This window comes from Rhizobium sp. 768_B6_N1_8, assembly GCF_051811225.1.
Classification (GTDB): domain Bacteria; phylum Pseudomonadota; class Alphaproteobacteria; order Rhizobiales; family Rhizobiaceae; genus Rhizobium.
The window spans coordinates 4,395,138-4,419,676 of sequence record NZ_JBPWPV010000001.1 but is presented as its reverse complement, the minus strand read 5'-3'; the positions used below and the strand labels follow the sequence as shown (position 1 = coordinate 4,419,676).

24 protein-coding genes are annotated in these 24,539 nt (G+C 57.3%); 11 read left to right on the top strand and 13 right to left on the bottom strand.

Going from position 1 to position 24,539, the window contains the following annotated elements:
- Nucleotides 1–98: 98 nt before the first annotated feature.
- Nucleotides 99–695, top strand: a complete 597-nt coding sequence (locus AB8B33_RS22400; RefSeq protein WP_439016924.1) for a nitroreductase family protein — start codon at nucleotides 99–101, stop codon at nucleotides 693–695.
- Between the two features lie 62 nt (nucleotides 696–757).
- On the opposite strand, the gene gyrB is transcribed toward AB8B33_RS22400, so the two are convergent.
- The 5 genes from gyrB to AB8B33_RS22375 all read right to left on the bottom strand — a co-directional run bounded on the left by gyrB (nucleotide 758) and on the right by AB8B33_RS22375 (nucleotide 6,082).
- On the bottom strand, nucleotides 758–3,193 hold the full coding sequence (gyrB, locus tag AB8B33_RS22395; RefSeq protein WP_113322163.1) for a DNA topoisomerase (ATP-hydrolyzing) subunit B: 2,436 nt from the start codon (nucleotides 3,191–3,193) through the stop codon (nucleotides 758–760).
- A gap of 133 nt (nucleotides 3,194–3,326) precedes the next feature.
- Nucleotides 3,327–3,704 (bottom strand): helix-turn-helix domain-containing protein, encoded by a 378-nt coding sequence (locus AB8B33_RS22390; RefSeq protein WP_113322164.1) that lies wholly within the window; start codon nucleotides 3,702–3,704, stop codon nucleotides 3,327–3,329.
- Nucleotides 3,701–4,270, bottom strand: a complete 570-nt coding sequence (locus AB8B33_RS22385; protein ID WP_439016923.1) for a Smr/MutS family protein — start codon at nucleotides 4,268–4,270, stop codon at nucleotides 3,701–3,703. The genes AB8B33_RS22390 and AB8B33_RS22385 overlap by 4 nt, the downstream gene beginning before the upstream one ends.
- A complete protein-coding gene (gene mltA, locus AB8B33_RS22380) occupies nucleotides 4,270–5,385 on the bottom strand; it encodes a murein transglycosylase A (protein WP_439016922.1) in 1,116 nt (371 codons plus the stop codon). The genes AB8B33_RS22385 and mltA overlap by 1 nt, the downstream gene beginning before the upstream one ends.
- On the bottom strand, nucleotides 5,378–6,082 hold the full coding sequence (locus tag AB8B33_RS22375; protein ID WP_113322167.1) for a Tim44/TimA family putative adaptor protein: 705 nt from the start codon (nucleotides 6,080–6,082) through the stop codon (nucleotides 5,378–5,380). The genes mltA and AB8B33_RS22375 overlap by 8 nt, the downstream gene beginning before the upstream one ends.
- 126 nt (nucleotides 6,083–6,208) lie before the next feature.
- On the opposite strand from AB8B33_RS22375, the gene AB8B33_RS22370 reads away from it, so the two are divergent.
- Entirely contained in the window at nucleotides 6,209–6,718 is a 510-nt protein-coding gene (locus AB8B33_RS22370; RefSeq protein WP_439016921.1) for an FxsA family protein, read from the top strand.
- Nucleotides 6,719–6,816: 98 nt separating this feature from the next.
- The gene (secB, locus tag AB8B33_RS22365; protein WP_007813799.1) at nucleotides 6,817–7,299 is read left to right on the top strand and encodes a protein-export chaperone SecB; all 483 of its coding nucleotides are present in this window, start codon (nucleotides 6,817–6,819) and stop codon (nucleotides 7,297–7,299) included.
- A gap of 57 nt (nucleotides 7,300–7,356) precedes the next feature.
- Here the strand turns inward: secB and dnaQ are convergent, their stop codons facing one another.
- The 5 genes from dnaQ to AB8B33_RS22340 are packed head-to-tail and all read right to left on the bottom strand — an operon-like array spanning nucleotide 7,357 to nucleotide 10,983.
- Complete coding sequence (gene dnaQ / locus AB8B33_RS22360) at nucleotides 7,357–8,073, bottom strand: DNA polymerase III subunit epsilon (protein ID WP_439016920.1); 717 nt, start codon at nucleotides 8,071–8,073, stop codon at nucleotides 7,357–7,359.
- Complete coding sequence (coaE, locus tag AB8B33_RS22355) at nucleotides 8,066–8,677, bottom strand: dephospho-CoA kinase (protein ID WP_113322171.1); 612 nt, start codon at nucleotides 8,675–8,677, stop codon at nucleotides 8,066–8,068. Before coaE ends, dnaQ begins: the two co-directional genes overlap by 8 nt.
- Nucleotides 8,677–9,534, bottom strand: coding sequence for a shikimate dehydrogenase (locus AB8B33_RS22350; protein ID WP_439016919.1), 858 nt, complete (start codon nucleotides 9,532–9,534; stop codon nucleotides 8,677–8,679). Before AB8B33_RS22350 ends, coaE begins: the two co-directional genes overlap by 1 nt.
- Nucleotides 9,527–10,126, bottom strand: coding sequence for a Maf-like protein (locus tag AB8B33_RS22345; protein WP_439016918.1), 600 nt, complete (start codon nucleotides 10,124–10,126; stop codon nucleotides 9,527–9,529). Before AB8B33_RS22345 ends, AB8B33_RS22350 begins: the two co-directional genes overlap by 8 nt.
- 35 nt (nucleotides 10,127–10,161) lie before the next feature.
- Nucleotides 10,162–10,983 carry a pyruvate, water dikinase regulatory protein gene (locus tag AB8B33_RS22340; protein ID WP_007813808.1) on the bottom strand — a complete coding sequence of 274 codons (822 nt, stop codon included), beginning with the start codon at nucleotides 10,981–10,983 and terminating at the stop codon, nucleotides 10,162–10,164.
- A 402-nt stretch (nucleotides 10,984–11,385) separates the two neighbouring features.
- On the opposite strand from AB8B33_RS22340, the gene hemE reads away from it, so the two are divergent.
- From hemE to AB8B33_RS22300, 8 genes are all read left to right on the top strand, one after another.
- Nucleotides 11,386–12,423, top strand: coding sequence for a uroporphyrinogen decarboxylase (hemE, locus tag AB8B33_RS22335; protein ID WP_439016917.1), 1,038 nt, complete (start codon nucleotides 11,386–11,388; stop codon nucleotides 12,421–12,423).
- Entirely contained in the window at nucleotides 12,423–12,959 is a 537-nt protein-coding gene (gene hemJ / locus AB8B33_RS22330; protein ID WP_007813813.1) for a protoporphyrinogen oxidase HemJ, read from the top strand. The genes hemE and hemJ overlap by 1 nt, the downstream gene beginning before the upstream one ends.
- A gap of 198 nt (nucleotides 12,960–13,157) precedes the next feature.
- Nucleotides 13,158–14,423 carry a transcription termination factor Rho gene (rho, locus tag AB8B33_RS22325; protein WP_113322177.1) on the top strand — a complete coding sequence of 422 codons (1,266 nt, stop codon included), beginning with the start codon at nucleotides 13,158–13,160 and terminating at the stop codon, nucleotides 14,421–14,423.
- 105 nt (nucleotides 14,424–14,528) lie between these two features.
- The gene (mnmE, locus tag AB8B33_RS22320; RefSeq protein WP_439016916.1) at nucleotides 14,529–15,851 is read left to right on the top strand and encodes a tRNA uridine-5-carboxymethylaminomethyl(34) synthesis GTPase MnmE; all 1,323 of its coding nucleotides are present in this window, start codon (nucleotides 14,529–14,531) and stop codon (nucleotides 15,849–15,851) included.
- 65 nt (nucleotides 15,852–15,916) lie between these two features.
- A complete protein-coding gene (gene mnmG, locus AB8B33_RS22315) occupies nucleotides 15,917–17,791 on the top strand; it encodes a tRNA uridine-5-carboxymethylaminomethyl(34) synthesis enzyme MnmG (RefSeq protein WP_439016915.1) in 1,875 nt (624 codons plus the stop codon).
- 28 nt (nucleotides 17,792–17,819) lie between these two features.
- Entirely contained in the window at nucleotides 17,820–18,437 is a 618-nt protein-coding gene (rsmG, locus tag AB8B33_RS22310) for a 16S rRNA (guanine(527)-N(7))-methyltransferase RsmG (protein WP_113322180.1), read from the top strand.
- A gap of 19 nt (nucleotides 18,438–18,456) precedes the next feature.
- Nucleotides 18,457–19,251 carry a ParA family protein gene (locus AB8B33_RS22305; protein WP_439016914.1) on the top strand — a complete coding sequence of 265 codons (795 nt, stop codon included), beginning with the start codon at nucleotides 18,457–18,459 and terminating at the stop codon, nucleotides 19,249–19,251.
- Nucleotides 19,252–19,284: 33 nt separating this feature from the next.
- Nucleotides 19,285–20,166 (top strand): ParB/RepB/Spo0J family partition protein, encoded by an 882-nt coding sequence (locus tag AB8B33_RS22300; protein ID WP_439016913.1) that lies wholly within the window; start codon nucleotides 19,285–19,287, stop codon nucleotides 20,164–20,166.
- Here AB8B33_RS22300 and holA read toward each other — a convergent pair whose 3' ends face one another.
- The 3 genes from holA to leuS are packed head-to-tail and all read right to left on the bottom strand — an operon-like array spanning nucleotide 20,167 to nucleotide 24,367.
- Nucleotides 20,167–21,213 carry a DNA polymerase III subunit delta gene (gene holA, locus AB8B33_RS22295; RefSeq protein ID WP_439016912.1) on the bottom strand — a complete coding sequence of 349 codons (1,047 nt, stop codon included), beginning with the start codon at nucleotides 21,211–21,213 and terminating at the stop codon, nucleotides 20,167–20,169.
- Nucleotides 21,214–21,225: 12 nt separating this feature from the next.
- A complete protein-coding gene (gene lptE, locus AB8B33_RS22290; RefSeq protein ID WP_113322184.1) occupies nucleotides 21,226–21,747 on the bottom strand; it encodes an LPS assembly lipoprotein LptE in 522 nt (173 codons plus the stop codon).
- A complete protein-coding gene (leuS, locus tag AB8B33_RS22285) occupies nucleotides 21,737–24,367 on the bottom strand; it encodes a leucine--tRNA ligase (RefSeq protein ID WP_439016911.1) in 2,631 nt (876 codons plus the stop codon). Before leuS ends, lptE begins: the two co-directional genes overlap by 11 nt.
- Between the last annotated feature and the right edge of the window lie 172 nt (nucleotides 24,368–24,539).

Sequence of the window (24,539 nt, the reverse complement as noted above, 5' to 3'; positions counted from 1 at the left end):
GACCAAACTTTGCTTGCCAAGCAAGCGAGCACGGAAATATCACTTAAGTGATCTCCGCAATGGAATCCCCCGTCCATCGCCAACTTCCGGAAGCCAGCATGACCAAAGCCAATAGCCGCGAATCCGAATATCCAATCGATCCGATGTTTCTCGACCGTTGGTCGCCCCGCGCCTTTACCGGCGAGATCATCGAGGAAGCCCAGCTTCTGACGCTTCTCGACGCCGCACACTGGGCGCCGTCCTCCGCAAATATGCAGCCCTGGCGGTTCCTCTACGCCTTAAAAGGTTCCGAGCACTGGGAAGAATTCGTGAGCCTGCTCAACGAAGCCAACCAGGAATGGGCAAAGAACGCTTCAGCGCTGATCTTCGTGGTCTCGCGCAGCTTCAACGGCGCCCGCAGCGAGGGACGGTCAAGCTATACGCACTCTTTCGATGCCGGCACGGCCTGGGGCCATCTTGCCATGCAGGCCCGCATTTCCGGCTTCCATGCCCATGGCATGGGCGGCATCAAGCATGACGAGATCAAGGAAAAGCTTGAAGTCCCCGATGGTTACCGCGTTGAAGCCGGCATTGCCGTCGGTCGCATCGCCGACAAGAGCATCCTTTCCGAGCGCAACCGGGAGCGCGAATTCCCGAGCCAGCGCAAGCCGCTCTCGGAGGTCGTCTTCAACGGCCATTTCATCGGCAACGATTGATCGCCAAATAAAAAGCCCCGCAAGCCTGATGGCTGCGGGGCTTTTTCGCGACTGATTTTTGGTCAGATATCGAGGTTTGCGACGCTCAGCGCATTGTCCTGGATGAATTCGCGCCGCGGCTCGACTTCATCGCCCATCAGGCGCGCAAAAAGGCCGTCGGCATCGGTCGCATCGTTGACCTTGACCTGCAGCAGCGAGCGAACGTTCGGATCGAGCGTCGTTTCCCAGAGCTGTTCGGCGTTCATTTCGCCGAGACCCTTATAGCGCTGCATCGTCAGGCCCTTCCGGCCGCTTGCGAAAACTGCATCGAGAAGGGCGCGTGGACCGGAAATTTCGACATCGCCATCCCGTCGGCTCAGCGCCGGCGGCGTCTGATAGATTTCCTTCATCCGCGGCGTGAGCTGGTCGATAAAACGGGCATCCTGGGAGCCGATCAGCGCCATATCGAGCACGATGACCTCCTTGACGCCGCGAACCATGCGCTCGAGGCGGATACCGCCCTCGCTGGTGAGGCTGCCTTCCCAACCACGCTCGGTTTCCTCGGCGATGATGTCGAGACGCTTTGCCACCTCGATTGCCAGTTCCTGGGCACGTTCGGCATTGCTGACGGTTTCGGCATTGAGCGCGCCGGCGATTGCCGCCTGTTCGACGACCGCACGATTGTAGCGCGAATGCAGGTTGTCGAGTAGCGCGCGCAGGCGCAGGGCATCGTGAATGACCTCATTCAGATCCTGGCCGACACGGACTTCGCCGCTGGCGAGCTTCAGCGCCGCATCTTCCAGACCCTGGCCGATCAGATAATCTTCCAGCGCTTTTTCGTTCTTGACGTACTGGACCGACTTGCCACGCGACACCTTATAGAGCGGCGGCTGGGCGATGTAGAGGTGGCCGCGCTCGATCAGTTCCGGCATCTGGCGGAAGAAGAAGGTGAGCAGCAGCGTGCGAATGTGAGCGCCGTCGACGTCGGCATCCGTCATGATGATGATCTTATGGTAGCGCAGCTTTTCGACATTGAACTCGTCCTTGCCGATTCCGGTGCCGAGCGCAGTGATAAGCGTGCCGATTTCCTGGCTCGACAGCATCTTGTCGAAGCGTGCACGCTCGACATTCAGGATCTTGCCGCGCAGCGGCAGGATCGCCTGATTTTCGCGCGAGCGCCCCTGCTTTGCAGAACCGCCTGCCGAGTCACCCTCGACGAGGAAGACTTCAGACTTGGCCGGATCGCGCTCCGAGCAGTCGGCGAGCTTGCCGGGCAGCGAGGCGATATCGAGCGCACCCTTGCGGCGCGTCAGTTCGCGCGCCTTGCGGGCGGCTTCACGGGCGGCGGCGGCTTCAACGACCTTGCCGACGAGAATCTTGGCTTCGCTCGGATGTTCCTCGAACCAGGTATTCAAGGCCTCATTGACGAGGCTTTCGACGACAGGGCGAACTTCCGACGAAACAAGTTTGTCTTTCGTCTGCGATGAGAATTTTGGATCCGGTACCTTGACCGACAAGACTGCGGTCAGACCTTCGCGACAATCTTCGCCCTGCAGCGTCACCTTTTCCTTTTTCGTAATGCCGGAATTATCGGCATAGGAAACGACCTGACGCGTCAGTGCGGCGCGGAAGCCGGCCATATGCGTGCCGCCATCGCGCTGGGGGATGTTGTTGGTGAAGCAAAGCACGTTCTCGTGATAGCTGTCGTTCCACCACATGGCCACCTCGACGGTAATGCCATCCTTCTCGCCGCGGATCGCGACGGGCTTTTCGACGAGCGGTTTCTTGGCGCGGTCGAGATAGGAAACGAAGGCCTCGAGGCCGCCGTCATACATCATCTCTTCCTGCTTGATGTCGGAATGGCGCTTGTCCGTCAGCAGAATGCGGACGCCGGAGTTGAGGAAGGCCAGCTCTCGCAGGCGGTGCTCAAGTGTGCCGTAGTCGAACTCCGTCATGGTGAAGGTTCCGGTGCTCGGCATGAAGCTGACTTCCGTGCCGGTCTCGTTGCCCGCTTCGCCCGTCACCTTCAACGGAGCATCCGCAACGCCGTGGGTGAAGCTCATCTCATGAACCTTGCCCTGGCGACGGATCTTCAGCTTCAGCCAGACGGACAGTGCATTGACCACCGAAACGCCGACGCCGTGCAGACCACCCGAAACTTTATAGGAATTCTGGTCGAACTTACCGCCGGCATGGAGCTGGGTCATGATGACCTCGGCTGCCGACACGCCTTCGCCGCTGTGAATATCGGTCGGGATGCCGCGGCCGTTGTCCGTCACGGTCACAGAGCCATCGGGATTGAGCGCAACGGTGACGATGTCGGCATGGCCGGCCAACGCTTCATCGATCGCGTTATCGACGACTTCATAGACCATGTGGTGGAGGCCCGAGCCGTCGTCGGTATCGCCGATATACATACCGGGGCGCTTGCGCACGGCATCGAGGCCCTTCAGGACCTTGATGGAGTCTGCGCCATATTCGGTGTTTACGCCGTTTTCCGTCGCGGGTGCATCGGTCATTCTGTCGAGGTTTTCCCTGTTGTCGTAAGCAACGGCGCGCCTTGCGAATCACCGGCTTTTTCAATGTCGAATATAGGTTTTTTGCAGCGAGTTCCCAATGGCAAGGCCCTAAAACAAGGCATAAATCAGGGGATTATGACGCTTTTCCGTCCCCTTTGCCGTCATTTTCAAGAAGCGCCGATAACCGGGCGATATCGGCGCTGTCAAGGCTGCGAATTCGCTTGGCCAGACGATTGGCAAATTCGGTATATTCGGGCGGCAGGCCCGAGGTATCGACGACCACGCGCGGATCGGAAGAGCCGGCAACGAGGAAGAGTTCTTCGGCCTCGTCCCAGATGATGTTGAAGTAGCCGGCGATGCGCTGCAGCAGATCGAAGCTTGGCACGCCGCGCTTTCCATGCTCGAGCGCCGAGAGATAGGCAGGCGAAACATTGAGCGCCGCCGCCATCTGTTTCTGCGTCACGCCCTTGCGGGCGCGCAGCTTGCGAACTGCTTCTGCAAACGGCGTCACGATGTTTCCCCGGCCCGCCGCGAGAGGCGGATATAGAGGGCGCCCGCGCCACCATGATGTTGGGCCGCTGGCTCATAGGACGAAATCAGAAAACGGAATTCCGGCTTGGAGAACCAGAGCGGCACTGCGCGCTTCAAGGCGCCTTCGCTGCCCATGGAGCTGCCCTTGCCTGTGATGACGAGGACGTGCCGCATGCCGCGTTCATGCGCACGGATCAGGAAATCGAGCAGGAAGGAATGCGCTTCGCTCTGGACCATGCCGTGAAGATCGATCCGTGCTTCCAGCGCCAGTTTTCCTTTGGCGATCTTGCGCTTGACCGGCCGCTCCAGTGGATGGTGGACGCCCGAGGGCTGTTTTACAGGCGTCTGAGCTACCGGTTGCTGCGGAAGTGGCGTGGCCGTCTTCTGCTTTTCCGCCTTTTCCTGTTCGGCTGCCGCTTCGGCCTCCGCCAGGAAGGCGTCGAGCGCAGTCAGTTCATCCGTCTTGCCTGGCATGGGCCGGGTACTGCGGGCTACCCTTCCCCAGAGGATTCTCTCGTCTGAGCTGAGCTTGCGGTCCTTCGCCATCAGAGGAACCTCGCTGCAGCGGCATTTGGGATGAGAATTGCGAAATCGGCATCGTTGCGTACTGTTCCCGCCAACTCGCCTGCAGCATGGCCCGAACCGGTGAAAATGTCGCCGCGCGCGGGGCCGACAATTGCCGAACCAGTGTCCAGCGCCAGCATCAGCCGTTGAAACGGCTTACCGGCATCGAGATGCGTCAGGCTTTCGGAGCGGATGAAGAATGGAAAACCGAAAGTATGGATCAGGCGGTCGACGGCGAGCGAACGCCCCGCAAGCAGCGGCACCTTCGCGGCGGCGATCGGTCCGGCATTCGGATTGTCCACCGGTGCGTCCCGGAAGAAAATATAGGATCGGTTATGCCGGAGGACTTCGTCGACTTGGTCCGGATGTGTGGCAAGCCATGCGCGGACCGACTGCATGGAAATTTTCGCGCGCTCGATCTCGCCACGGTCGATCAATAGCTTGCCGATCGCCGAAAATGGGTGGCCGGCTTTTGCGGCGTAGGTGATGCGGCCGATCCTGCCATCCGGATAGCGCAGACGGGCAGCGCCCTGCACGTGGACGAAGAAAAGATCGACCTTCGATTTCGCCCAGGCGATCTCAAGACCACGGCCCTCAAGATAGCCCTGATCGATGTCGTGGCGATCCGGATAGGCATCGATCAGCCCATCACGCAAGCGTCCAAATGCGTAGGAGCCATCAAACTGCGCGGGACGATTTTGATCATCGAGATCGATGAGATCATCCGGGCGCCGGTAGATCGGAAAACGGAAGGTCGCATCCTGTCTGTCGGAAACTTCAATTTCGGGTTCGTAGAAGGCGGTGACGAAACCACTGACGCCGTCAGCCCGGACAATCCGGAATGGCTGGCAGTGTTTTTCAAAAAAGCCACGCGCTTCCTCCGGCGAAGACGGGCGAAATGTCTCTGCTTCCTCCAGCAATGGAAGGAGATCGGCTGAACTCAGCCCCAGCGAACCGTTACGATAAGGTTTCGTTTCGGAAATATGCCGGCGACAGGTAGCCATGACTTCAAAAAGGCTGGAGGGATCATCATCCCTCCAGCCTTCCATTGCGTCGAAACTGACTGCCTGAAGGGCAAAGCCGGCGGCGTCAGTCATGTTCCGATTCAGTCGCGACGAGTTTCCAGTTGGGGTCGCGCGATCGCGTATCGCGAGCGAACGTCCAGAGATCGTTGACCTCCGCGACATTCTCTGCATCGCCGTCGATCAGCGTGTCGTTCTTGTCGTAGGAGGCAGAGATCAGCTGACTGATGATGCGCACGGTGATCTGCGCCTCGCTGCCCTTGGTCTCGGCATGGGTGATCTCAGCCTTGTCGATGCCCACGAAAGTGGACTTCATCTTCTCGCCCTTGTTTTCGCGATCGCTGATCGCCGCGTCGAAGCCGTCATAGACTTCTCGGGAGAGAAGGTTCTTCAGCGATTTGCGGTCACCATCAGCAAAGGCCATGACGATCATCTCGTAGGCCATACGGGCGCCATTCAAGAATTCCTTCGGGTCGAAGGAGGGATCGGCTCTGTTGAGCGCGCGCAGCGATTCGTTCAGCGGCGTGCCGGCCGGTGCGAAAGCGTCGATGGCGGAAAAGCGGTCTTCCTCTTCTCCGTTCACATCGCGCCGCGGCAGGGTTACGACCTTGCCGGCATCGGCGCTGTCGTTCTGCGCGGCATCCCGTGGCGTATAGAGATCACGCGGCGGCTTCTCATTTCCCGTGCGGCGTCCGAGAACGGATCGAAGCTGAAAGAAAATCAGCACCGCCGCCACCAAGAAAAATAATGTGATGAAGTCGTTTGAACTCATATCCCGCCGTTCACTGTTAACATCCCTGATTTCTACCCCCATATAGTCCGGCTATACGAATGATTCAAATCATGGCTGGTATCTTCGCCAGTGCCAAGAGGAGCCCGAGCCACTCGGGGTAAAGAGATGCGTTTTTCCATGCTGCCGGTTTTCGCGCTGCTTCTGCCGCTTGCCGAGATCGCTGGCTTCGTAATTGTCGGCCGCGCAATCGGACTTGCCGCGACGCTGGCGCTTGTCGTACTGGGCTTTGTCGTCGGCTCCTTCCTCTTGCGCCGGCAGGGTATTGGCATCCTGCGCCGCATGTCCGCCGAAGGGCGCAGCGGTACCGTGCCCGGGCGGGAGCTGCTCAATCCGGCGATGACTGTCATCGCCTCGCTGCTCTTCATCATCCCGGGCTTTCTGTCCGATATACTGGCGATCCTGCTTCTTATCCCGCAGGTTCGCAATCTGCTCTGGCGGTCGATCGCAAAGCGTTTCGTTGTCGTTGGCGCGAGCGGCGACGGTTTTTCGGCTTCCTCGCGTTCGGAATTTCGAGGCAAGCCGGGCGATTCAAAGGTGGTCGATCTCGATGAAGAGGACTATCATCGGGAACCGAACGGCAAGTCGCCCTGGTCCGGCAAACGGCTCGGAGACTGATATGGCGGCGCATTAACTGCGCCGGACGCCCAGGGTTGTAAGCCTATTCCCGAAATGTTAGATGGCGGCACCATTCAATGCCCCTCGAGGAAAATCCCATGGCAGACGATAACAGCAGCAACGGCGCAGCGAGCCCGACCCTTTCGATCCTTGCCCAGTACGTCAAGGATCTTTCCTTCGAAAACCCGGGCGCACCGCGCTCGCTTCAGGCCCGCGACAAGGCACCGGCGATCAACATCAATGTAAACGTCAATGCCAATCCGCTGTCCGAAACGGATTTCGATGTCGTGCTTTCGCTGATCGCTGAAGCCAAGGAAGGCGACAAGACGGTCTTCCACACCGAGCTCGTCTATGGCGGCGTCTTCCGCGTTGCCGGCTTCCCGCAGGAGCACATGCTGCCGGTTCTCTTCATCGAGTGCCCGCGCATGCTCTTCCCGTTTGCCCGCCAGATCATTGCCGACGTCACGCGCAATGGCGGCTTCCCGCCGCTGATGATCGACCCGATCGATTTCGCACAGATGTTCGCACAGCGCGTTGCCGAAGAACAGGCCCGCTCCAAGGTTCAGGCCGTTCCGAACTAAGCCGGTTTTACAGGCTCTCGAACTCAAATGCCCGGGCAAACCCGGGCATTTTTATTTTCAGTTGAGCTGATCGTATTTCGACCAGACGGCCTTTTGACCAAGCTTGGCGATGAGAGCGTCATGTGCCTCAACTTCCGCTTCGCTCAATCGCGGCGCCAACGACCGCGGCCTCTCCATGATGGCAGCGACGACGACTTCTTCCACCTCGGCATCGCTCTTGTTCTGGCTCGCAGATCCCGCAACGCCGAGCCCCAGTGCAGCCTGCCGGCCGCCGATCATCTCGATATAGACTTCGGCGAGAAGTTCGGAGTCGAGGAGAGCGCCGTGTTTGGTACGGTGCGAGTTGTCGATGCCGTAACGGCGGCAGAGAGCATCGAGCGAGTTCGGCCCCATTGGATGCTTGCGCCGGGCAAGCGAGAGCGTGTCGACGACGCGATCCGGCAGGATCGGCGGAATGCCGAGCCTGGCAAGCTCGGCATTCACAAAGCCCATGTCGAAAGTGGCGTTGTGGGCGATCCACTTGCCGTCGCCGAAGAATTCCAGAATCTGCTCGAAGACATCGGCAAAAGGCGGCTTGTCCTTCAGGAATTCGTCGCTGATGCCGTGGACGGCGAGCGCATCGGGATGAACCTTCTGATCACCCGGATTGACGAAGAGGTGGAGCGTCCTTCCTGTCGGAAAATGATTGAAGAGTTCAATACCGCCGATTTCGATGATGCGGTCCATGCGGTTGTCGAGGCCGGTGGTTTCCGTATCGAAAATGATCTCACGCATGTGGGACTTCTTCCTTCGCTATCCGCTTCTTCAAGTCGGCGACGATATCTGCCACCTGTTTTCTTGTCGTCTCGATGCTGTGGCTGCTATCCACGATGTAGTCGGCCCGACGGCGTTTTTCTGTATCTGATATCTGGCGGGAGAGAATCATATTGAATTTTTCTTCCGTCATGTTCGGCCGCGCAAGCACCCTCTCCCGCTGAATCTGTGGATCGGCGCTGACGACGACAATAACATCCACCCTCTGATCGGCGTCGGTTTCGAAAAGCAGAGGGATGTCGAGCAGGACCATATCTGCTCCCGCGGCCTCCTGCCGTGCCAGGAATTCACTCTCCCGCTTGCGCACCAAGGGATGAACAATCTGTTCGAGCCGCTTGAAGCCAGCTGGATCTCGAGCGAGTTGCCGGCCAAGTTCCTGACGGTCGACGGTACCGTTCTTCATCGTGCCGGGGAAAGCTGCATCGACCAGAGGTGCCGCTTCACCCGCATAGAGATCGTGCACAACAGCGTCAGAATCGTTGACCGCGACGCCGGCCTCGGCAAAGAGCTTCGCCGCCGTCGACTTGCCCATTCCGATGGAGCCAGTGAGGCCGATCTTCAGCATCAGTGTTTTTCCATATCCGCTGTTATCAATGCGCGCAGCGTTTCATCAACGACAGGCCGCATGCCGAACCATTTTTCAAATCCCGGAACCGCCTGGTGCAGGAGCATGCCGAGGCCATCTACGATGGCAAAACCTTGTTCCTCTGCCTGTGCGAGGATCGGTGTTTTCAGCGGCACATAGACAATATCCGTGACGACTGCGTCCGAAAGCATTGGCGAGAAATCAATGGCGGGTGCCGCCTCTCCATCCATGCCGAGAGAGGTGGTGTTGATGAACAGCCCCGCCCCGGTCATTACTTCGGCGAGTGCTGCGGTCGGATGCGCATGGACCTTCGGGCCGAAGCGGTCGGCCAGTTCCTGCGCCCGCTCGACTGTGCGGTTGACGACGTGGATTTCTTTGAAGCCGCGGTCGCGGACCGCCTGAATGACAGCGCGACTTGCACCGCCGGCACCGAAGATGACGACTCGGTCATGTCGGTCCCAGCCGGGATGGCGTTCATCGAGATTGGCGGTAAAGCCGCGGCCGTCCGTGTTCGTCGCAAGAAGTTTTCCATCCTCCAGCCACAGCGTATTCGATGCGCCGAGTTCTTCCGAAAGCTCATCCGGTTGGTCCGCCAGTTTGAACGCCATCTCCTTGTGCGGAATCGTGACATTGCCGCCAACGAAACCGGCACTGCCGTTCCTTAACGAGGCGATGAAATCCGCAAAGATTTCCGGGGCAACCTCATGCGCCCGATAGCTGCCGGGCAGATCGAGCGTCTTCAGCCAGTAGCCGTGGATCAATGGTGAGCGCGAATGCTTGACGGGAAAACCCGTGACAAACGCTTTCGGCCCATGTGTTTCACGTGAATCATCCATCGATCGCATCCAGTTCCCGGAGTTTTGCGAGGAGAGGCAACATCGGCAGACCGAGGATCGTGAAATAATCTCCGTCGATCTTCTCGAACAGCTGGATCCCTTCCCCCTCAAGCTGATAGGCACCGACGCTTGCCAGAGCCTTTGGTCCCACGCGCTTGAGATGGCGCGCGATAAAATCATCGGTCAGCGGACGCATCGTCAGTTCCGCATGCGCCACGTGTTGCCATAGGACTCCGCCATCTCTGACAATCGCAATCGCGCTGTTCAAGCTGTGTGTTCTGCCGCCAAGCATGCTCAGATGATTGGCTGCATCCGCCATATCCTTCGGCTTGTGAAAGACCTGAGCGCCAAGCGACATCGTCTGATCCGAGCCGATGACGAGTGCACCGCCGAAGCGCCGGCTGACCTCATCCGCCTTTGCTTCGGCAAGAACGAGCGCCACCTGATCGGGTGTGGCGCCCGATTTTTCCAGAGGAGCCTCGATTGCCCGCTCATCGATGTGAGCGGCATGCGCTTCAAAAGCCAGACCGGCATTTTCCATCAGCATCCGCCGGAATGGGCTCGACGATGCGAGAACGAGCTTTGGTGTCATCCCAGTTCCTCGGGAGCGATTCAGTTGTTCAGCGCTTAACGCAGCTTCGGCCGCAGGGCAACGATCGCCGCAGCCGTTTCCTCGATCGAGCGCCGAGTGACGTCGATCATCGGCCAGTTATGGCGGGCACAAAGAGAGCGCGCATACTTCAGCTCCTCCGAGATTGCTGCACGGTCGGTATAGTGTTCCTGGTCGAAACCCGGCGTCGATCCGAGCAGACGATTTTCACGGACTTGAGAAATCCGATCCGTGGTGGCGATGAGGCAGACTATCAGCGGTTTGGTCGCTGCCGCCAAAGCCTCGGGCAAGGGCACGCCATAGACGATCGGGATATTCGCGGTCTTGATGCCACGGTTTGCGAGATAAATGCTGGTCGGCGTCTTCGACGTACGGCTGATGCCGACGATGACGACGTCGGCCTCATTATAATCCTCCGGCATCTGACCATCATCATGGTCCATCGTGAAATTCAGCGCTTCGATGCGCGCGAAGTAGCCGGCGTTCATCACGTGCTGAGCGCCGACCCGCCTTCTGGAGGGAGCGCCGAGATAGATCTGGAACGCGCCGATAACCGGTTCCAAAACATTGACCGAGGCCACGCCCATTTCTGCGCAGCGTTCATCAATGATGCTGGCAAGCTCCGGATCGACGATCGTGTAGAGAACAATGCCGGGTTCACTGTCGATCGCCTGAAGCACCGGCATCAGCTGCTTGCGGTTTCTGATCAGCGGATAGACGTGTTCGATCGGCTGAGAAGACTTGAACTGCGCCGACGCGGCACGGCCGGCGGAGATCAGAGTCTCCCCGGTCGAGTCAGAAATCAGATGCAGATGGAAGAAGTTCGTTCTGTTCTCCACGCTATTTTCCGCTGCCTGTTGAAAAGACTGGACAGCGAAGAGCTAATGGCGTGGCCGGGATCGAGGCAAGGGAAAACATGCCTCCTTATCCACATCCGGAACTTTCGGAGGTCGTTTCAGAGATACCTGTGGAGTGTGGGGACTGTGGTTATGCTTCCCAAAACAATGCACAGCTTATCCACAAGATGGGTGACAAAATGAATTCCTGGAAGCTTCTGGAATCTCTGCGGGATTCGAGTTTCCTACCGCTTTAAGCGCAAATATACGAATCTTGGTTCCCGCTAACCGAGCCTGCGTGACAAATCGCGCTGTCGGTGGATGGATTTTAATCCTTGATAGACACCGACTCTAAGAAATAGAAACCTTTTAAAATATCTTTGTATTTTTATAGGGAAGAAGCGCTTGAGCGAAACGCGCCGGAAAATTATGCGGGTTCTTGATGGCGAGACCCTGACGCCCCCACCCCTCTGGCTCATGAGGCAGGCGGGTCGATATCTGCCCGAGTACAGGGAAACGCGCGCGAAGGCGGGAAGTTTCCTCGATCTCTGTTATTCGCCTGATCATGCCGTCGAGGTCACGCTTCAGCCGATACGCCGCTATGGCTTTGATGCCGCCATCCTGTTTTCTGATATCCTGGTCATCCCCGATGCGATGAAGCGCAATGTACGCTTTACCGAGGGGCATGGCCCTGAGATGGATCCGATCGACGAGGCGGGTATCGCCGGCCTGGATGGAGAAAGCGTTGTCGATTACCTGCAGCCAGTTCTGGAGACGGTGAAGCGCCTGAGGAATGAGCTGCCCACCGAGACAACCCTCCTTGGCTTCTGTGGCGCGCCCTGGACGGTTGCGACATACATGATTGCTGGTCATGGCACGCCGGATCAGGCACCCGCTCGCCTCTTCGCCTACAGGCATCCGCGCGCCTTCGAATATCTGTTGACGCTGCTCGCGGATGTCTCTGCAGATTATCTCGTGGCGCAGATCGATGCTGGCGCTGATGCGGTGCAAATCTTCGATTCCTGGGCCGGTGTTCTCGGCGAGAGGGAATTTGAAGCTTTCGCAATCCGTCCCGTGACGCGCATGATCGCTTCGATCAGGGCACGGCGGCCGCAGGCGCGGATCATCGCCTTTGCCAAAGGCGCGGGCTACATGCTCAAGACTTACCGGCAGAAAACCGGAGCGGATGCGATCGGGCTCGATTGGTCCGTACCACTTGCCTTTGCGGCCGAGCTGCAGAGGGACGGACCCGTGCAGGGCAATCTCGATCCGATGCGTGTCGTGGCTGGCGGTCGTTCGCTGGAGGAAGGTATCGACGATATTCTTCAAGCGCTCGGAAACGGACCGCTGATCTTCAATCTCGGTCATGGCATCACGCCGCAAGCGGATCCGGAGAATGTACGCCTTCTTGTCGATCGCGTGCGTGGCATGGGTGCTGCGTGATGGAAAAGCAGACGGATCAAAAGCCGGGTGCCTATGCCCGCCGGCGTGCCCATTTTGCGCTGGCCTTCTTCGCTCTTCTGGCTGTCGGACTGTTCGTCTGGAATCCTGATAATCTCTATCTTTGGATCAAGGCGCTTCACATCATTGCCGTGATCTCGTGGATGGCGGGGCTTTTCTACATGCCTCGTCTTTTCATCTACCACACCGATGCAGAACCTGGCTCGGTTCAATCCGAGACCTTCAAGGTGATGGAGCGGCGGCTGCTCAAGATCATCATGAACCCGGCGATGATGCTGACCTGGATCCTTGGTCTTTATCTCGCCTGGTCGGTCTATGGTTTCCACGGCGGCTGGCTACATGCGAAGATCGGGTTGGTTGTCCTCCTGACAATCGTCCATGTCTTTTTCAGCAGAGCCGTGCGGGCGTTCGAACGGGATGAAAACCGTCGCTCGGCACGTTACTGGCGCTTCATGAACGAGGCGCCAACAGCACTGATGATCCTCATCGTCATCCTGGTGGTGGTGAAGCCTTTTTGAAGCCCAGGGGTTGCTGAGGTTAAATTTCAGTCATTTTAAGCAGCCCCCTTGCGGGTCGGGTTCCGACTCGCTATTTTCCGGCCATCTCATCTTCGTGGCATGTGTGTAGAGTTCAGTCGCCTGCGAGCCCCTTTCGCAGTACCGAATACGACCCAACATCGCCTTTCCCCTTATAAAATAACGAGTATTGGTCACTTCATGGCTGAAATGAAGCTTCAGGAACTTAAGAGTAAATCCCCGACGGATCTTCTGGCTTTTGCCGAATCGCTCGAGGTCGAAAATGCGAGCACGATGCGCAAGCAGGAGCTCATGTTTGCAATCCTCAAGGTTCTTGCCAGTCAGGATATCGAAATTATCGGCGAAGGCGTCGTTGAAGTCCTGCAGGATGGTTTCGGGTTTCTGCGCTCCGCAAATGCTAACTATCTGCCCGGTCCGGACGATATCTACATCTCTCCCTCCCAGATCCGCCGCTTCTCTCTGAAGACCGGCGATACGGTCGAGGGTCCCATCCGCGGTCCGAAGGAAGGCGAACGCTATTTCGCGCTTCTCAAGGTCAACACAATCAATTTCGATGATCCCGAAAAGATCCGTCATAAGGTTCACTTCGACAACCTGACGCCGCTCTATCCGAACGACCGTTTCAAGATGGAACTGGATGTTCCAACCTCCAAGGATCTTTCGCCCCGCGTGATCGATCTCGTGGCGCCTCTCGGCAAGGGACAGCGCGGCCTGATCGTTGCTCCGCCGCGTACGGGTAAGACGGTTCTCCTGCAGAACATCGCTCACTCAATCACCGCCAACCATCCGGAATGCTATCTGATCGTTCTGCTGATCGATGAACGTCCGGAAGAAGTCACGGATATGCAGCGTTCGGTCCGCGGCGAAGTTATTTCTTCTACATTTGACGAGCCGGCGGTTCGGCACGTCCAGGTCGCCGAAATGGTGATCGAAAAGGCCAAGCGACTCGTGGAGCACGGCCGCGACGTTGTCATCCTGCTCGATTCCATCACCCGCCTTGGCCGCGCCTACAATACCGTCGTTCCTTCGTCCGGTAAGGTTCTGACTGGTGGTGTCGACGCCAACGCGCTCCAGCGCCCGAAGCGCTTCTTCGGTGCAGCACGTAACATTGAAGAAGGTGGTTCGCTGACCATCATTGCAACGGCTCTCATCGACACCGGTAGCCGCATGGACGAAGTTATCTTCGAAGAGTTCAAGGGCACCGGTAACTCTGAAATCGTTCTCGACCGTAAGGTCGCTGACAAGCGTATCTTCCCGGCCATGGATATTCTCAAGTCGGGCACGCGCAAGGAGGACCTGCTCGTTCCGCGTCAGGATCTGCAGAAGATCTTCGTTCTGCGCCGTATCCTCGCTCCGATGGGAACGACCGATGCGATTGAATTCCTCATCGACAAGCTGAAACAGACGAAGAATAATGGTGACTTCTTCGACTCGATGAATACCTGATTATTAGCCGGATTCCTCAGACTGAGGCTGGTGAGTCGTTCACACGACTGCCGGCCTTTTCTGTTTCGAATTGATTCGGAAACGAACCGATAGGCTGAAGACCATATGGAAACGTGGAACGACACCATATTTGCTCTTTCGAGTGGCGCCCCGCCGTCAGGTGTGTCGGTTGTTCGTGTCAGTGGCCCCCAGACCTGTTCTATCCTCGAGGCACTGGTTGGTCGGATTCCATCACCGCGAACGGCCGCCTACAGAACGATTCGGACTCGGAACGGTTTTCCGATCGATGCCGGGCTGGTTCTTTTCTTTCCTGGTCCGGCTTCCTTTACCGGCGAGGACTCCGCCGAATTCCAAGTTCATGGTTCCAGAGCAGTTATAACGGCTCTCTCGAGAGAACTGGCAACATTCTCCGGAACCAGACTTGCAATGGAAGGCGAATTCAGCCGTCGCGCCTTTGAGAACGGCAAGCTTGACCTCGTTGAGGTCGAGGGGTTAGCGGACCTTATAGCGGCTGAGACGGAAATGCAGCGTCGCCTAGCGCTGGAGCAGAGCTCGGGCGGTCTGTCGCGCCTATACGATTCGTGGGCGGAACGAATTACGCGCTCCCGCGCTTTGATTGAAGCCGAACTGGACTTTCCGGATGAAGACGATGTTCCCGGCTCTGTAGCGGATCAGATCTGGGTGTCGCTGGCGGAGCTTCGGCGAGAGATGGAGGATCATCTTTCTCATGCCGAAATGGGAGAGATTGTCCGAGATGGTTTTAAAGTTGTTATTGCCGGGGCGCCCAATGCTGGAAAGTCCAGCCTGATGAACTGGTTTGCGCAAAGGGACGTGGCGATCGTTACCGACATAGCAGGCACGACGCGCGACGTGCTTCATGTCGATATCAATCTGAATGGCTATCTGGTCAAGCTTTATGACACAGCGGGTCTGAGAGACACCGGCGATATAGTGGAGCAGGAAGGTATCAAGAGAGCACAGCTGGCGTTGAACAATGCTGATCTCGTGCTCTTTCTGACTGACATGGGGTCGCCATCACCAATAGATCCTATCGACTTGGAACGCGCTTCATCGCATGTTATTGTCGGCACCAAGCGGGACCTATATCCTTCAACTGTTTCATACGACCTTCAGATTTCTACAATGACAGGTGAAGGCCTTCCGGAACTTCGGGACTTTGTTTCTTCCTTCATCGAACAGAAGTTTGAGGGATTGTCTCTATCCGTTCCGACACGGGAGCGGCATAAGGATTCGCTCTCGAAATGCCTGATTGCCCTATCGGCGGCAATCGATCAGGCAGAGCAAAGCCTGGAGATCAGGGCGGAATCTTTAAGGCTCGCCGGTGATCATCTGGGGCGCATCACCGGACGGGTCGACGTTGAAGATCTTCTTGGCGTCATCTTTTCGGAGTTTTGTATCGGAAAATGATTCACGTGGAACGCCGGTGGCAGCGGCGTGAGAAGTTTCACGTGAAACCTTTTGTGGAGTAGCGCATGAGCGCCAGTAGTTATGACGTTATCGTGATCGGAGGCGGTCATGCCGGATCGGAAGCAGCCGCGGCTGCCGCGAGGATGGGCGCAAAAACTGCCTTGATCACGCATCGGCGCGACACGATCGGCGTAATGTCCTGCAATCCGGCCATCGGCGGGCTTGGCAAGGGCCATCTTGTTCGCGAGATTGATGCGATGGATGGTCTTATGGGCCGTATTGCTGATGCAGCAGGTATCCAGTTTCGTATGTTGAATAAGAAGAAGGGTGCAGCGGTTCGTGGTCCGCGCACCCAAGCCGATCGTAGGCTCTATCGACTCGCCATGTTGACTGCCATCGAGGCAATTGAGAACCTTGATGTGATCGAAGGCGACGCATTTGATCTGGATATCAAAGGCAATCGAGTCGCTGGCGTAATAATGAAAGACGGAAGGCTCATCGTAGGCCCGTCGGTTGTTATTACGACAGGCACGTTCCTTCGGGGACTTATCCATATAGGAAATGAGAAGACACCTGCAGGCCGCACCGGGGAGCCACCTTCGATGGGGCTTTCAACGACGTTCCTGCAATTGGGTTTGAAGCTGGGCCGTCTTAAGACAGGGACACCGGCTCGCTTGAACGGGAAAACGATTGATTGGGAATCTGTCGGGCGTCAGACTGCCGATGACGAGCTGGTGCCGTTCTCCTTCATGACCGATCGGATCGTGAATCCACAGGTCGAATGCGGCGTAACGCGAACGACAGAGGCGACGCACCGTATCATCGTCTCTAACCTGCAAAAATCGGCGATGTATTCTGGACAGATCGAAGGTGTCGGTCCGCGATATTGCCCATCGATTGAAGACAAGCTCGTTAAATTTGGTGAGAGGGACGGACATCAGATTTTCTTGGAACCTGAAGGGCTTGACGACAATACCGTTTATCCAAACGGGATTTCAACGTCGCTGCCGGCCGACGTTCAAGCCGCGTTCATCAGGACGATTCCTGGTTTGGAGCGCGTAGAAATATTACATCCTGGCTACGCGATTGAATATGACCATGTCGATCCAAGAGAGTTGACAGCAACATTGGAAGTTAAAAAACTACCAGGGCTTTTCCTGGCTGGTCAGATTAACGGGACGACGGGTTATGAGGAAGCCGGCGCCCAAGGTCTTGCTGCAGGTCTCAACGCCGCATTGTCGAGTGGCAATTCCAAACCTTTTATATTCAGTCGTACAAACTCCTATATCGGCGTCATGATTGATGACCTGACGACGCGGGGTGTTACGGAGCCGTATCGAATGTTCACGTCTCGCGCGGAGTATCGATTGACACTCCGCGCCGATAATGCTGACGCGAGGCTTACGCCAGGCGCGATCGAACTTGGGTGTGTTTCCAGTGAACGCCAAGCTCGTTTTGCGGCATATCAAGACGAGTTGGAGAGCGGTCGAACGCTCCTTCAGTCTTTATCCGTTACGCCGAATGAAGCGCGTAAGGCAGGACTTAATCTGAATCTCGACGGCCAGCGCCGAACTGCCTATGAACTTCTGTCCTATCCCGAATATGCGTTTTCGCAGTTGGAGCAGGTGTGGGGAGATCTGAAGTCCTTCTCCAAGAAGGTTGTCGAGGCTCTGGAGATCGAGGCGATCTATTCGGTTTATATGGATCGTCAGACCGCGGCCATCGAGGCACAGCGGCGAGATGAGGCGCGCTTGATTCCTGAGAGCTTTGATTACAGCAGTCTATCGGGACTCTCGAATGAGCTGAAGAATAAGCTCAACACACAAAAGCCCGCCAACATCGCTCAGGCTCTGAAAGTGGACGGTATGACGCCAGCGGCGATTTCGCTCTTGCTCGTGCACTTGCGTCGCGGTGAAAGTGTTCGTGGGCAGGTCGCGTAGTCGCTGCAAGGTTTGAGAGTCTTCGGGAATGGAATTAAACGGATTGCGTGTTTCACGTGAAACACAAGAACGTCTGCAATATTTCGCAGAGCTTTTCACGAAATGGGCCAAGGCGATCAACCTCATCGCCCCTTCGACCATGAGTGATATGTGGAACCGGCATATCGCGGATAGTGCGCAGATATTTCAGATCTCCCCTCACCCGCAAACCTGGATCGATCTCGGAAGCGGCGGCGGTTTTCCGGGTGTGATCACCGCGATCTTCCTGGCCGAACAGCAACAAGGTTGGGTTCACCTGGTGGAGAGCAACAATAAGAAGGCGGCATTTCTGCGCACTGCTTTGCGAGAAACCGGCGCGCGAGGCGAGGTGCACGCTATCAGGATCGAAGATGCGCCGGTAGCAATAGCTGCTTGCGACGCTATTTCCGCCCGTGCGCTAGCCGATCTCGATAAGCTGATTGAATACGCGGCGCCCTGGATGGTTGGAAAGGAAAATAATCGCGCATATTTTCATAAAGGCCGGGATTACCAAAGAGAGATCCAGAAAGCACATGGCCGCTGGACTTTTGATCTGCTAGAACACAATAGCGCTGTTGAGCAAGATTCTGTAATTCTCGAAATATCAAGTCTCCAGCGCCTGGTTTAACGAAACGGATATTGCGGCAATGGCTGGCGAACGTAATCGGATTATCACCATCGCAAATCAAAAGGGTGGCGTTGGCAAGACGACCACCGCAATCAATTTGGCAACCGCTCTCGCCGCCATTGGCGAGCGGGTGCTGATTATCGATCTGGACCCACAGGGCAATGCAAGCACTGGTTTGGGTATTGATCGACGCAATCGTAAGCTTTCTTCTTACGATCTGATGGTCGGGCAAGCTGGTGTCGCCGAGACCGCGTTGGAAACGGCGGTTCCTAATCTCTTCATTGTTCCGTCGACGATGGATCTTCTCGGGGTCGAGATGGAAATCTCGCAGCAGAGCGATCGCGTCTTCAAGCTTAAAAAGGCATTGTTGTCCCCCGAAGCGGTGTCTTTTTCTTACATTCTTCTCGACTGCCCGCCTTCCTTCAACCTGCTGACAATGAATGCGATGGCGGCTGCCCATTCTGTGCTGGTGCCGCTGCAGTGCGAGTTCTTCGCGCTTGAAGGTCTGAGCCAGCTTCTGGAGACCGTCAACCAGGTCCGCCGAACGGTCAATCCGCAGCTCGATATTCAAGGCATTGTGCTGACGATGTTCGATGCTCGCAATAATCTTGCACAGCAAGTCGTCAACGACGTGCGGACTCATCTCGGTGAGAAGGTCTATCACACACTTATCCCGCGGAATGTCCGTGTTTCAGAGGCGCCCTCATACGGCAAGCCGGCTATTCTCTATGATCTCAAGTGCGCCGGCAGCCAGGCCTATCTGCAGCTCGCATCGGAAGTTATCCAGCGGGAGCGGCAGAGACTGGCAGCTTGAAAGAGTGCATGACAGAGTAAGCGAGTTTTAAACATGAATGACGATACATCGAAAAGACGGCTTGGCCGCGGCCTCGCAGCCCTTATAGGTGAAATGGATCAGCCTGTTCCGGCCGAGGCGGAGCGGCCTACGGTCAGCGCCGACCGGATGATCCCTATTGAGTTCGTCACTCGCAACCCTCGCAACCCTCGTCGTTTCTTTGATGACACCGAGCTTCACGACCTTGCGAGTTCGATCCGCCAGCATGGGATCGTGCAGCCAATCGTCGCCAGAACGCTCGCGCGGGACCGCTATGAAATCATAGCCGGCGAAAGACGTTGGCGGGCGGCCCAACTGGCGGGTTTGATTGAAATTCCTGTTATTATCAGAGATGTTGATGACAAGACGGCGCTGGAAATTGCGATCGTTGAGAACGTTCAACGCTCCGATCTCAACGCTCTCGAAGAAGCGCTTGGCTATGAGCAGCTCATCGCCGAATATGGATATACCCAAAATGATCTCGGTGAGATTATCGGCAAGAGCCGCAGCCATGTCGCCAATTCGTTGCGCCTGTTGAAGCTGCCCGAGCCCGTTCGGGACATGCTGGCTGCTGGGAGCCTTTCCGCGGGGCATGCGCGTGCGTTGGTTTCGACATCAGACCCCTCCGCACTCGCGCGTACAATTGTTTCCAAGGGCATGTCGGTGCGCGATGCGGAGAAGCTTGCGCAGAACGACATCAAGGCTCAGTCAGAGCCACACGCGCCTGTTCAAAGAAACCAGAAGGATTCCGATACGCTGGCTCTGGAGCGCACGCTATCGGATACGCTCGGGCTTGATGTATCCATCAATCACAAGGCCAGTGGCGGTCAGATCCGTATCTCCTACAAGTCCCTGGAGCAGCTCGAGGAAGTCTGCCGGCTTCTGGAACGCCGCTGATCAGGCTTGGGGGCGTCTTGCCGACTGCAGTGTCGTGGAGAGCAACGTCTGCATGGCGATGCTGTCTTCCAATATCTGACGCTGTCTCGTTTGCAGGACAGCTGCCTGCAGGCGCTTCGTTTCACGCGAGATGGCGTCTGCGCTCCAGCTTTTTAATGCCTGCTCTATAATCGGCTTGCGGCGGAAATGAAGATGTCTGCCCAACGTCTGCATGATCTGCGCGGGCGGCAGTCTCTTGTCATCCATCTCCGCGCGCATCGTATCGAGAAGCTGAAATTGTCGAAGGCAGGCTTGGAGAACCAGAAAAACCGAGGTTTTGGAACTGGTGATCTTCTGCATCGCATGTAGGAAACTGTTGCTGTTGCCGCTCAATATCGCATCCACAGCATCATCGACCGAAATTGCACTGGCGTCCCCGATTATTTCGGTAACGTGATGATCATCGATCGTTCCCGCGCCTCGGCAATAGAGCGCCAGTTTGCGAATTTCGTTTCTGGAAGCAATTCTGTCGCCCCCGATCAGCGCGACGAGAGCTTGCCTGGCAGCAGGCGTTATGCCCAACCCTTCGGCGGAAAGTTCGTTGTCGATCAGCGCGTTCAGCGCGCGGCCGTCGTCAGCATAGCAGGGGATGGCAACTGTTGCGCTACGAGCAGCCTCGACTGTCTTGCGTAAGGCAGATCCCTTTTTCAGATCACCTGCTTCGATGATGATGCTGACTGCTTCAAGGGAAGCGCCGGACAGAAACGCGACAGCATCGACGAGATATTTCTCGTTCGCGCCACCCCTTACCCATATCAGCTTTTCGCCGCCGAAAAGACCGATGGATTGGGCTTCATCAACCAACCGGCCAGGCTCTTTCTGTAGATCGCCGACATCAAGCTTGGTGACGGAGAACGGATCGTTCTGATCTATGCCCGTCTTTCCAGCGATCATACCGGCGCGCTCGGAAACGAGTCCACGGTCCGGACCATAGATCAGATAAATGCGGTACAGGCGTGCGGATTTCTGCAGAAACCCTTCGAACTCATGGGATTTGATTTCCGCCACGCCACCGCTCCCTTAGCGGCTGAGTGCGGCGGCGAGATCCGCTCCCACGAATTCGGCCGCCTGATTGGCGGCGCGATTTTCCGCATCGAGAATTGCTCGCTGCTTGGCAAATTCCTGGCTGGGGAAGTCAACCAGAGATGTTGCAGAGCGGCTACCGGCCTTGATGATCTGACTGTCCTTCGTCGTCCGCAACGTATAGCTGACCGTCACGGTCGCGCGCCCCGCGCGAGACGTATCCGAGGACTGAACAAGCAAAGTATCGGCAACGTATGACGAAACTTGCATATCAACCATGTAATTCGGCTTATCGACTTCTCCGGCACCGCGGGAAGCCAGGAAGATCAGACGATTGCGAACTACCTGTCCGACACGTGTACTTGCTTCGGAAAAGCCGACGGAGCCGAGCTTTTCGGTAACGCCGGTGCTTTCGGAATAGAGCGGCCGAACCTGGCAGGCGGAAAGAAACGCCGTGGACACAAGGATCGTGACGATGCCGGCGCGGCGCGCAAGCTTGCGGGCGAAATCAGACGACAATGTTTACAATCCTCTGTGGAACCACGATGATTTTCTTGGGTGCCTGGCCGTTCAAGGCGCTCTTCACCGCGTCCAATTCCAGCACGGCTTCGGTGACGGCATTCTGATCTGCGTCGCGCGAAATTGTCAATTCGGCGCGCTTCTTGCCGTTGATTTGTACGGGCAGGATCACGTCGTTCTCCACGACCAGCGATCGGTCATAGTCCGGCCAGGCCGTATGGGCGATCAGCTCCTTGTTGCCAAGGGTCATCCAGCATTCCTCAGCCAGATGCGGCGTCATGGGCGCAACGAGCTGGATGAGGATCTCGGCGGCATTTCGGATGGCAGCCCGATAGGCTGCATCGCCTTCACCGGCTGCGACCTTCGTCAGCGGGCCTGCCAGTGCGTTGACGAGTTCGTAGATGCGGGCGACTGCTTTGTTGAACCAAAGCCTGTCATAGTCGTTCTGGACCGCCTTCAGCGTCTTGTGGGCGAGCTGAGAGATTGCGAGGGCTTCGCCGTCTTTCGCGGTCTTCGGTTCTACAGTGGAGAGCACTTCAGCCGCTTCCGAAATCAGACGCCACAGCCGCTGTGTGAAGCGGTGAGCACCTTCAACGCCAGCTTCCGACCAGATCACGTCGCGCTCGGGCGGAGAGTCTGACAGAACGAAGAAGCGGGCAGTATCGGCGCCGTAGGAGGCAATGATATCGTCGGGGTCCACGACGTTCTTTTTCGACTTCGACATCTTTTCGATCGAGCCGATGGTGATTTCTTCGCCGCCTTCCAGCAGATAGGCGTTGCGCTTCCCGTCAATCTCCTCGATACGGATATCGGCGGGGGAAATCCATTCGCGATGCATGCCGGCGCCGCGGCTATAGGTTTCGTGGACCACCATCCCCTGGGTGAAGAGACCCTTGAAAGGCTCCTTGACGTCCACATGGCCTGTCTCGCGCATCGCGCGGGTGAAAAAACGCGAATAGAGCAGGTGCAGGATCGCGTGCTCGATACCGCCGATATACTGGTCCACCGGCAGCCAGCGATTGGCCGCAGCCGGGTCGGTCGGCTGCTTCTCCCAGGGTGCCGTGAAGCGGGTGAAGTACCAGCTGGAATCGACGAATGTGTCCATCGTGTCCGTCTCACGACGCGCATCCTTGCCGCATTGCGGGCAGGCGACGTGCCGCCAGGTCGGGTGACGATCCAGCGGATTACCGGGTTGATCGAAAGTCACATCCTGCGGCAGCTTTACCGGCAGGTCCTTTTTCGGAACCGGTATGACGCCGCAGTCATCGCAATGGATGACCGGAATGGGGCAGCCCCAGTAACGCTGGCGGGAGATACCCCAGTCGCGCAGGCGGAAATTGACCTTGCGTTCGCCCTGCGGCGCATTGCCGAGCAGAGTGGACGACAGCTTGTCGGCAACGATCTGGAAAGCTTCGTCTGCCGTCTTGCCATCAAGGAAGCGCGAGTTGATCATCACGCCCTCGCCGTCATAGGCGACATCGCCGATGGTGAAGCTTGCGGCATCGCCGTCCTCAGGCATGACGACCGGCACGACGGGCAGACCATATTTGCGGGCGAAATCCAGGTCTCGCTGGTCGCCGGAGGGGCAGCCGAAGATGGCGCCCGTGCCGTAGTCCAGCAAGACGAAATTGGCGACGTAGACCGGCAGCTCCCAGGAAGGATCGAGCGGGTGCTTCACACGGATCCCGGTATCCATGCCCTTTTTGTCAGCCGTCTCGAGTGCGGCAAGAGAGGTACCGGCACGGCGGCATTCCTCGCAGAAGGCCTCGATGTCAGCATTCCTTCCCGCGGCCTCCTTGGCGAGCGGATGATCAGCCGCGATCGCCAGGAAGGAGGCGCCGAACAGCGTATCCGGACGGGTCGTGTAGACCACCACTTCGGTTTCGCCGGCAGGTGCGGTTTCCGGGACAATCTCCCAGCGGATCGTGAGACCTTCAGAGCGGCCGATCCAGTTCTTCTGCATCAGCCGCACTTTTTCCGGCCACTGGTCGAGCGTATCGAGCGCGTCCAGCAGGTCCTGGCTGAAATCGGTGATCTTAAAGAACCACTGCGTCAGTTCGCGCTGTTCGACCAGCGCGCCGGACCGCCAGCCGCGGCCGTCGATGACCTGTTCGTTGGCGAGAACGGTGTTGTCGACAGGATCCCAGTTCACCTTGGACTGCTTGCGGTACACGAGGCCCTTTTCCAGGAAGTCCAGGAAGAGATGCTGCTGCTGCTGGTAATATTCGACATCGCAGGTCGCGAATTCGCGGGACCAGTCCAGCGACAGGCCCATCGCCTTCAGCTGTGCCTTCATCGAGCCGATGTTCTGATAAGTCCAGGATGCGGGGTGTACGCCGCGCTCCATCGCAGCATTTTCCGCTGGCATGCCAAAGGCGTCCCAACCCATTGGATGAAGGACGTTATAGCCGCGAGCACGCTTGTAGCGTGCCACGACATCGCCCATGGCGTAGTTGCGGACATGACCCATGTGGATACGGCCCGACGGATAGGGGAACATCTCTAGGACGTAATATTTCTCGCGCGGATCGGAGTTATCGGTCTCGAAGACCTTTTCCTCATTCCATTTCTGCTGCCAGCGGGGCTCGGCGTCGCGCGGATTGTAACGTTCGGTAGCCATGTATCAGAATTTCCGGAAAATCAGGGGAGGTTGGTCGAGACCTTCACCATGAAACCAACCAAGCGTCAAGTTTTGCGGGCGCTTCACGCGTTCGATCTTGGCTATGAGGCGATTTCACGGAGAGAAGCCTTGGCAAGCCCACGGCAGCCCAGTAGTGCATTGCCGATGAATT

Excerpts from the sequence above, each read along its gene's own strand:
- rsmG (WP_113322180.1), top strand. The coding sequence starts at position 17,820 with ATGGAATTAAACGGATTGCGTGTTTCACGTGAAACACAAGAACGTCTG.
- AB8B33_RS22350 (WP_439016919.1), bottom strand. The coding sequence starts at position 9,534 with ATGGATGATTCACGTGAAACACATGGGCCGAAAGCGTTTGTCACGGGT.
- hemJ (WP_007813813.1), top strand. The coding sequence starts at position 12,423 with ATGGAAAAGCAGACGGATCAAAAGCCGGGTGCCTATGCCCGCCGGCGT.
- gyrB (WP_113322163.1), bottom strand. The coding sequence starts at position 3,193 with ATGACCGATGCACCCGCGACGGAAAACGGCGTAAACACCGAATATGGC.
- AB8B33_RS22385 (WP_439016923.1), bottom strand. The coding sequence starts at position 4,270 with ATGGCGAAGGACCGCAAGCTCAGCTCAGACGAGAGAATCCTCTGGGGA.
- mnmG (WP_439016915.1), top strand. The coding sequence starts at position 15,917 with ATGAGCGCCAGTAGTTATGACGTTATCGTGATCGGAGGCGGTCATGCC.
- mltA (WP_439016922.1), bottom strand. The coding sequence starts at position 5,385 with ATGACTGACGCCGCCGGCTTTGCCCTTCAGGCAGTCAGTTTCGACGCA.
- AB8B33_RS22345 (WP_439016918.1), bottom strand. The coding sequence starts at position 10,126 with ATGACACCAAAGCTCGTTCTCGCATCGTCGAGCCCATTCCGGCGGATG.
- leuS (WP_439016911.1), bottom strand. The coding sequence starts at position 24,367 with ATGGCTACCGAACGTTACAATCCGCGCGACGCCGAGCCCCGCTGGCAG.
- AB8B33_RS22370 (WP_439016921.1), top strand. The coding sequence starts at position 6,209 with ATGCGTTTTTCCATGCTGCCGGTTTTCGCGCTGCTTCTGCCGCTTGCC.
- AB8B33_RS22375 (WP_113322167.1), bottom strand. The coding sequence starts at position 6,082 with ATGAGTTCAAACGACTTCATCACATTATTTTTCTTGGTGGCGGCGGTG.
- dnaQ (WP_439016920.1), bottom strand. The coding sequence starts at position 8,073 with ATGCGTGAGATCATTTTCGATACGGAAACCACCGGCCTCGACAACCGC.
- rho (WP_113322177.1), top strand. The coding sequence starts at position 13,158 with ATGGCTGAAATGAAGCTTCAGGAACTTAAGAGTAAATCCCCGACGGAT.
- AB8B33_RS22305 (WP_439016914.1), top strand. The coding sequence starts at position 18,457 with ATGGCTGGCGAACGTAATCGGATTATCACCATCGCAAATCAAAAGGGT.
- AB8B33_RS22300 (WP_439016913.1), top strand. The coding sequence starts at position 19,285 with ATGAATGACGATACATCGAAAAGACGGCTTGGCCGCGGCCTCGCAGCC.
- secB (WP_007813799.1), top strand. The coding sequence starts at position 6,817 with ATGGCAGACGATAACAGCAGCAACGGCGCAGCGAGCCCGACCCTTTCG.
- mnmE (WP_439016916.1), top strand. The coding sequence starts at position 14,529 with ATGGAAACGTGGAACGACACCATATTTGCTCTTTCGAGTGGCGCCCCG.
- coaE (WP_113322171.1), bottom strand. The coding sequence starts at position 8,677 with ATGCTGAAGATCGGCCTCACTGGCTCCATCGGAATGGGCAAGTCGACG.
- AB8B33_RS22400 (WP_439016924.1), top strand. The coding sequence starts at position 99 with ATGACCAAAGCCAATAGCCGCGAATCCGAATATCCAATCGATCCGATG.